Annotated in this window: 1 protein-coding gene; it reads left to right on the top strand. The window is 51.5% G+C overall.

Annotation, left to right across the window (positions count from 1 at the left end):
* Positions 1 to 107: 107 nt before the first annotated feature.
* The coding region (locus B7G66_RS18470) for a hypothetical protein (RefSeq protein ID WP_206778201.1) at positions 108 to 305 on the top strand (198 nt) is incomplete at its 3' end.

Genomic DNA, 305 nt, shown 5'->3' with positions numbered 1-305 from the left:
CGCCGCCAACATATCCCTTCCAGTCTCTATTCTATTGTCAATGATCTCAAGTCCCTAGCGGCTGGTGTGCCGTTCGGTGAAGCGGGTTTTACGGAGATCGGCACACATTGTCAACGCCCCATGCAAACCATGAAAAAACGGCAGTAAACCAACAAACACGGACAAAAAACTCCCATTCCCAGAACATCACCCCCAAAAAAAAGCAAAAAAAAGAGGGGGAGGCTCACGCCTCCCCCTCCCTCAACGCCTGCTCACACAATACCTCACTCACCATCAACCGCATGCCCGTCAATCGTCAGGTGATC

This window comes from Novacetimonas hansenii JCM 7643, from assembly GCF_000964405.1.
GTDB lineage: Bacteria > Pseudomonadota > Alphaproteobacteria > Acetobacterales > Acetobacteraceae > Novacetimonas > Novacetimonas hansenii.
Note: the sequence above shows the minus strand (reverse complement) of the source record. Positions and strands in the feature narration are given on the sequence as shown.